This is a genomic window from Thermus sp. (assembly GCF_039793865.1).
GTDB lineage: Bacteria > Deinococcota > Deinococci > Deinococcales > Thermaceae > Thermus.
In genome coordinates this window covers 1-6,609 of sequence record NZ_JBAMMI010000040.1, presented here as the reverse complement: position 1 = coordinate 6,609, position 6,609 = coordinate 1, and the positions used below count along the sequence as shown (strand labels likewise).

Below are 6,609 nucleotides of genomic sequence, written 5' to 3'. Positions count from 1 at the left end.
CTTAAGCGCCCGCGCCTTGATTTGTGTCCGCCTGAAGACCGTGGTGGGCGGGAAGGAGGCCCTGCTTTCCGCCGGCCTCTAGCGCAAGGCCCGGAGGTAGCCGAGGAGCAGGGCTTCGGAAAGCTCCCCCAGGTGCCGGGCCACGAGCCTCCCCTCCCGGTCAAAGAAGAAGGTGGTGGGAAGCCCCTGAACGCCCAGGGCCTGGGAGAGGCGGGTTTCGGGGTCCAGGAGGACCCATTGGGCCTCGAGGCCCCTCTCCTCTAGAAACTGCCGCACCGCCAGGGGGCCTTCCCCTTGGCTCACGAAAAGGAAGTGCACCCCAGGGTTCTCCTGGGCGAGGCGCGCCATCATGGGAAGCTCCCTGCGGCAGGGGGGGCACCAGGTGGCCCAGGCGTTGAGGACCACGGGCTTACCTCGGAAGCTTTCCAGGTTCACCTCCGTCCCGCCCAGGGTGGCGAGGGTCAAGGCGGGAAGGCGCCCCTCCTCCCTGCCCTGCCGGGTGAACAGGAGGCCCGCCAAGAGCCCCGCCGCCAGGGCCGCCCCCAGGGCGTAGCGCCAAAGGTGCTTGGGCAAGGTCATGAGCGTGTACCCTCCTCCTGCCAAGATACCCCACCAGGGGTCAAACCCCCCCTGCCAAACATAGAGGGCCGAAAGGGGGTCTTTGGCGTAGACGGAAGCGTTCGCCAGCACAAAGCCAAGCCTCGCCCCCAAGAGCCCGGCGAGAACGGCGTTCTGGCCCCAAGCGGCAAGCCTCCGGTCCACCCGCCGGGCGAGGAAGCCCGCCGCCCCCCATAGGGCCAGGAGGACGAGGGCCACCTTGAGCCGGACCCAGGGGATGGCGAAGGGCCCAAACTGCCAGGCATCCATCTACCGCACCAGGGGGTATCCGGCCCGCTCTATGGCCAATACCCCCCCCACCACGTTGTAGAGGTTCGCGTAGCCCTTCCGCGCCAGGTACTCCGCCGCCCTTCGGCTCCGGTTGCCGCTGTGGCAGTAGAGGTAGACGGGCTTGTCCTTGGGGATCTGGTCGGCCCAGCGGGCCACCTCCTCCACGGGGAGGTTGATGGCCCCGGGGACGTGGCCCTGGGCGAACTCCCCCGGGGTCCTCACGTCCACCACCACCGCCCCCGAGGCCAGGGCCCGGTAGAGCTCCTCCGGGGGCACGTCCTTGTAGCTCCCCTTGGGGCCGCAGGCGGCGAGGGGGAGGGGAAGGGCGAGGAAGCCGAGGAGGGCGCGGCGGGTCATGCTAGGCCTTGACCCCCACGGCCTTGCGGATGGCCTGGAGGAACTGGGAGAGGGGCTGGGCCCCGAGAACCCGCTCCTTGCCGTGGTTGATGACGGTGTCCGGCACCCCGTGGATGTGGTAGCGGTCGGAGAGCTCGGGGAACTCGTTGGCCTCAATCATCTCGCCCCAGACCTTGGGAGAGGCGTAGGCCATGCGGTGGGCCGTGCGCACCGCCTGGGGGCAGTAGGGGCAGGTGGGGGTGACGAAGACCTGGAGGACCACCTCCTCGGGGAGGCTGTTGAGCTCCTGCACCACGTTCTCGGGCAGGCCGTGGCCGTCCCGGCCCAGCATCTCTATGTCCTCCAGGAGGCTCGCGAACTCGTAGCCCGCGGGGATCCCGCGGTAGCGGAGGTTGAGGGCCTCCGAGCCCTTCTCCCTGAGGATCAGGGTGGGGGCGGCCTCCACCTTGTAGGCCTGGGCCTTCTCCGTCCCCTCCGGGGTGGCCAGGTCGTAGACCACCAGGTGGAGCTTGTCGGAGAGGGCGGAAAGCTCCTCCATAAGCTGCTTGGTCTCCTTGCAGTAGAGGCAGGGCTCCTTCCCCGGGGCGATGAGGGTGGAGGAGTCGGTGAAAAGCACGAGCTCCACGTCCCGGGCGAGGTTGGAAAGCCTCTCGCGGACGATCTCCTGTTCCTTGGGTCCAAGTAACGCCATTTTTTCCTCCCGGATACCCCGGTAAGGGGTAGGTCCTTCAACCAGTATAGCAAGGGAGGCGGCGCAAGTATAGGGGGCAGACGGGACTCCCGGGGATTGACACCATGTACCCCTATGGGGTATATTGCTGGCGCAGGGACAAAGGTCCTTTCCCGGAGGTGAAAGATGGTCTTCCGCCAGTTCTACGAAGAAGGGCTCGCCCAAATGAGCTACCTCCTGGGCTGCGCCGCCACGGGGGAGGCCCTGGTGGTGGACCCCAGGCGGGACGTGGACGTGTACTTGGACCTCGCCCAGTCCCTGGGCCTCCGCATCACCGCCATCGCCGAAACCCACATCCACGCCGACTACCTCTCGGGGGCGAGGGAGCTCGCCCGGGCCACGGGGGCCACCCTGTACCTCTCCGACGAGGGGGACGAGAACTGGAAGTACGGGGGCCTAAAGGGCTTCCCCCACGTCCTCCTCAAGGACGGGGACGAGTTCAAGGTGGGGAACATCCGGGTAAAGGCGGTGCACACCCCGGGCCACACCCCGGAGCACCTCTCCTTCCTGGTGGCGGACGGGGCGGTGACGGACGAGCCCCTCCTCTTCCTCACCGGGGACTTCGTCTTCGTGGGGGACGTGGGCCGGCCCGACCTCCTGGAGGAGGCGGCGGGGATCAAGGGCACGGCGGAGCCCGGGGCCAGGAGGATGTTCCGTAGCCTCAAGGAGAAGTTCCTCACCCTCCCCGACCACGTCCAGGTCTGGCCCGGCCACGGGGCGGGCTCGGCCTGCGGCAAGGCGCTCGGGGCCCTCCCCGCCACCACCGTGGGGTACGAGCGCCGCCACGCCTGGTGGGCCGAGTACCTGGAGCAAGACGACGAGGAGGGGTTCGTGCGGGCCCTCCTCCAGGGCCAGCCCGAGGCCCCCACCTACTTCAAGGAGATGAAGCGCCTCAACCGGGACGGGATGCCCATCCTGGGGGGTGTCCCCCACCCGGGCCGCCTCACCCCGGCCCAGTTTGCGCGCTGGCTGGAAGAGGGGGCCATCCTGGTGGACACCCGGGACAAGTTCGCCTTCGCCGGAGGGCACCTCCCGGGGAGCCTCAACATCCCCGCGGGGAAGAACTTCGCCACCTGGGCGGGCTGGCTTCTGCCCTACGACCGCCCCCTCGTCCTCCTGGCCCACCCGAGCGAGGTGGAGGAGCTCACCCGGGCCCTCATCCGCATCGGCCTGGACGAGGTGGTGGGGTACATCCCGGGGCTTGAGGGCTACGCCCAGGGCGAGCTGGAGACCATCCCCCAGATCACGGCCAAGGAGGCCAAGGCGCTTTGGGAAAGCGGGAAGGCCGTCATCCTGGACGTGCGGGGGCGGGACGAGTACCTGGCGGGGCACATCCCCGGGGCCCTAAACCTCCACGCGGGGCGCGTCCTGGCCCACTTGGACCGCCTGCCCAAGGACAGGCCCCTCATCGTCCACTGCGTGGGCGGGGACCGGTCCAGCACCGCCATCAGCGCCCTTCTCGCCCATGGCTTCCGGAACGCCCTCAACCTTACCGGGGGAATCCGGGCCTGGCAGGAGGCGGGCTTCCCGGTGGCGAGGGGCGAGGAGCTGGTGGAGGCCTAAGCACCCCCACAAAGAAGGAGGCCAGCCATGTACGAGACCGAGGTCAAGGACCTGAGCCCGGAGGAAGCCAAGAGGCTTTACGACCAGGGGGTGCCCTTCATCGACGTGCGGGAGGTGGAGGAGTACGCCCAGGCCAGGATTCCGGGGGCGAGGCTCCTCCCCCTTTCCGAGTTCATGGTCCGCTACGGGGAGATCCCCAAGGACACCCCCGTGGTCCTCTACTGCCGCACCGGGAACCGCTCCTGGCAGGCGGCGGCCTGGCTCGGCGCCCAGGGGTACGGCAACGTGCTGAACCTCCAGGGCGGCATCGTCCGCTGGTACCGGGCCGGGCTCCCCGTGGACACCACCCCGGTGGAGGTGGGCTACGCCGCCACGCCCTTTAAGGAGGTGGGGCCCCACGAGGCGGCGAGGCTTTTGGAGAAGGCCTTCGTGGTGGACGTGCGGGAGGCGTGGGAGTACGGGGAGGGCCACGTGCCGGGCGCCGTGAACATCCCCCTCTCCACCCTGCCCCAGAGGCTTTCCGAGCTTCCCCAGGACCGGCCCATCCTCCTCGTGTGCAACTCGGGGAACCGCTCGGGGGTAGCGGCAGACTTTCTCGTACAGCAGGGCTTCCCTGGGGAGCGCGTGTACAATCTGGAGGGGGGTACCTACGCCTGGATGGGGGCGGGCCTCCCGGTGGAACGATGACCCTGGCCCTTCTCGGTGCCCTCCTGATCGGCCTCTCCCTGGGCCTTCTCGGCTCCGGGGGCTCCATCCTCACCGTGCCCGTTCTGGTCTACCTCCTGGGGGAGCCCCCCAAGCAGGCCATCGCGGAAAGCCTCCTCATCGTGGGCGGGATCGCCCTCCTCGGGGCGGTCCCCTACGCCCTGAGGGGCCTCGTGGACTTCCGGAACGTCCTCTTCTTCGGCCTCCCGGGCATGGCGGGCACCTACCTCGGGGCCTGGCTTTCCCACTTCGTTTCCGGCCAGGTCCAGCTCCTCACCTTCGCCCTGGTCATGCTCCTCGCCGCCTATTCCATGGCGAGGCCCCCTAGGCTTAGCCACAGGGAAGGAGAGAGGCGCAAGCCCTGGAAGATCGTCCTGGACGGCCTTGCGGTGGGGGCCCTCACGGGCTTCGTGGGGGTGGGCGGGGGGTTCCTCATCGTGCCCGCCTTGGTCCTCCTGGGGGGCCTTCCCATGCACCTGGCGGTGGGGACGAGCCTGGTCATCATCGCCATGAAGTCCTTCGCCGGGTTCTACAAGTACCTCCACCTCCTCCCCGCCCTGGGCCTCTCCGTCAACTGGGCCAACGCGGGCCTCTTCATCCTGGTGGGCACCCTGGGGAGCTTCCTCGGGGGGAGGGTGGCGGTGCGCCTCCCTCACGAGACCCTGAAGCGGGGCTTCGCCCTCTTCCTGGTGGGGATGGGCCTCTACATCGTGGTCCAGAGCCTGTAGACTGAAGGGGTGCCCTTCCGCACCCTGCTCGCCCTCCAGGCGGAGGTCCGCCCCGAGGCCTACCGCACGGAGGACGCCTTCCGGGAAAGGGTTTTCGCGCTCCTGGAGGCTTTAGAGGGCACCCCTTCCCCGAGGCTCGCCGCCCTCCCCGAGCTCTTCGGCCTCCCCCTCCTCCTCCACCTGGAGGGGGAACTTTCCTGGAGGGCGCTCCTCAAAGACCCCCTCCTCCCCTGGCGGCGGGCCCGGCGGGCCTACGGGGTCTTCCACCGGGTCATGGCCGAGGCCGCCCGGGCCTTCGGGGCCTACCTCCTCTCCGGGACCCTCCTCGCCCCGCCCTACGAGGAGGAGCTCGCCCGGGGGCGCTTCAGCCGCACGCCCTTCTTCCAGAACCTGGCCCTCCTCTTCAACCCCGAGGGCCGCCTCCTGGCCCAGGTGCCCAAGATGGAGCTCACCCCTCCCGAGCGCTGGCTCAAGAGGGGAGGCTTTGGGCCCCACCTGGTGGAGACCCGGGCCGGGCGGGTGGGGGTCCTCATCTGCCTGGACGGGTTTTTTGAGCGGCACCTCGCCCGCCTGGACGCCCTGGGGGCTGAGGTCCTCCTCCAGCCCTCCGCCAACCCCGCCCCCTGGGACCGCCCCTGGCCCAAGGACCCCTCCCGCAAGGAGGGGGAGGTCTGGCTCGCCTCGGCGAAGGAGAGGCTTTTGGGCCGGGAGAACCTGAGGCTCCTCCTGAACCCCATGCTGAACGGGGAGGTGCTGGGCCTCCGCTTTGAGGGGCGAAGCGGGATCTACGCCGCGGGGGAGGCCCTGCTCCTCGCCAAGAGGCCCACGGGGGACGAGGCCCTTCTCCTCCGGCTATAGCCTTTCGGGGAAGAGCCTTATGGGCACCTTGCGGATCAGGGCCTTGGCGAGCTTTTCCCAGGCCAGGTCCTGCACCGGGGCCGCAAGCGCTTCCGCCACCTCCTCCAGGGGGTAGCGGCCGGGAGGCACCACCCGCTCCAGCAGGATGAGGTGGTAGCCGTACTCCGTACGCACGGGCGGGGAAACCTCCCCGGGCTTGAGGGCGAGAAGGGCCTTCTCAAAGGCCGGGAGGTAGGTGCCCACCGGCTCGCATCCCAGGTCTCCCCCGGAGTCCTTGGAGCCCGGGTCCTGGGAGAGGGCCCGGGCCACCTCGGGGAAGGCCTCGCCCTTTTCCAGGCGCCCCATGGCCTCCTTGGCCGCCTCCAGGGTGGGGAGGAGGATGTGCCGGGCGCAGTAGAGGGCCCCGTGGCGGTAGGCCGGGGAGAGGAGCCAGAGAAGCTTTAGGGCCGCCGGGGAGACCACAAGCCCCTCCCGGTAGTGGGCCTCCAGGGCCTCGAGGGCCATGGCCTCGGCGAGGAGGGTGCGGTAGGCCTCGAGGTCCGGGACCCCGGCCTCCCTCAGGGCCCCTTCCAAGGCCCCCTCCTCGGGGAAGGCCGCTCTTAGCTCCTCCACCCGGGCCTCCACGCTGTCCGGAAGGGGAAAAAAGCCCTTAGCCCGGGCCACCTGGAGAAGCGCCCTCTCCTCCGCCAGGGCCTCGAGGTAGGGGGCGCGGTACTGGGCGAGGAGGGCCTGGGTCTCCGGGGTGTCGGGGAGGCCGAGCGCCCTCAGGGCGCTCTTGGC

8 protein-coding genes are annotated in these 6,609 nt (G+C 69.6%); 4 read left to right on the top strand and 4 right to left on the bottom strand.

Annotated features, from left to right (window positions below):
- Nucleotides 1-78 precede the first annotated feature (78 nt).
- Genes ABJK26_RS03780 through ABJK26_RS03770 form a run of 3 tightly spaced genes read right to left on the bottom strand, consistent with a single transcriptional unit; the run spans nt 79 to nt 1,936 of the window.
- Nucleotides 79-867 (bottom strand): TlpA disulfide reductase family protein, encoded by a 789-nt coding sequence (locus tag ABJK26_RS03780; RefSeq protein WP_347240901.1) that lies wholly within the window; start codon nt 865-867, stop codon nt 79-81.
- Nucleotides 868-1,245 (bottom strand): rhodanese-like domain-containing protein, encoded by a 378-nt coding sequence (locus ABJK26_RS03775; RefSeq protein ID WP_347240900.1) that lies wholly within the window; start codon nt 1,243-1,245, stop codon nt 868-870.
- A 1-nt stretch (nt 1,246) separates the two neighbouring features.
- Nucleotides 1,247-1,936 carry a thioredoxin family protein gene (locus ABJK26_RS03770; protein ID WP_347240899.1) on the bottom strand — a complete coding sequence of 230 codons (690 nt, stop codon included), beginning with the start codon at nt 1,934-1,936 and terminating at the stop codon, nt 1,247-1,249.
- 165 nt (nt 1,937-2,101) lie between these two features.
- Here ABJK26_RS03770 and ABJK26_RS03765 point away from each other — a divergent pair, with 165 nt between their 5' ends.
- Genes ABJK26_RS03765 through ABJK26_RS03750 form a run of 4 tightly spaced genes read left to right on the top strand, consistent with a single transcriptional unit; the run spans nt 2,102 to nt 5,829 of the window.
- Complete coding sequence (locus ABJK26_RS03765) at nt 2,102-3,538, top strand: rhodanese-like domain-containing protein (protein WP_347240898.1); 1,437 nt, start codon at nt 2,102-2,104, stop codon at nt 3,536-3,538.
- A 27-nt stretch (nt 3,539-3,565) separates the two neighbouring features.
- Complete coding sequence (locus ABJK26_RS03760) at nt 3,566-4,225, top strand: rhodanese-like domain-containing protein (protein ID WP_347240897.1); 660 nt, start codon at nt 3,566-3,568, stop codon at nt 4,223-4,225.
- Nucleotides 4,222-4,971: a sulfite exporter TauE/SafE family protein gene (locus tag ABJK26_RS03755; RefSeq protein WP_347240896.1), complete on the top strand. Its 750-nt coding sequence runs from the start codon at nt 4,222-4,224 to the stop codon at nt 4,969-4,971. The genes ABJK26_RS03760 and ABJK26_RS03755 overlap by 4 nt, the downstream gene beginning before the upstream one ends.
- A gap of 9 nt (nt 4,972-4,980) precedes the next feature.
- Nucleotides 4,981-5,829 carry a nitrilase-related carbon-nitrogen hydrolase gene (locus ABJK26_RS03750; protein WP_347240895.1) on the top strand — a complete coding sequence of 283 codons (849 nt, stop codon included), beginning with the start codon at nt 4,981-4,983 and terminating at the stop codon, nt 5,827-5,829.
- On the opposite strand, the gene ABJK26_RS03745 is transcribed toward ABJK26_RS03750, so the two are convergent.
- The coding region (locus ABJK26_RS03745; RefSeq protein WP_347240894.1) for a peptidylprolyl isomerase at nt 5,824-6,609 on the bottom strand (786 nt) is incomplete at its 5' end. The genes ABJK26_RS03750 and ABJK26_RS03745 overlap by 6 nt on opposite strands.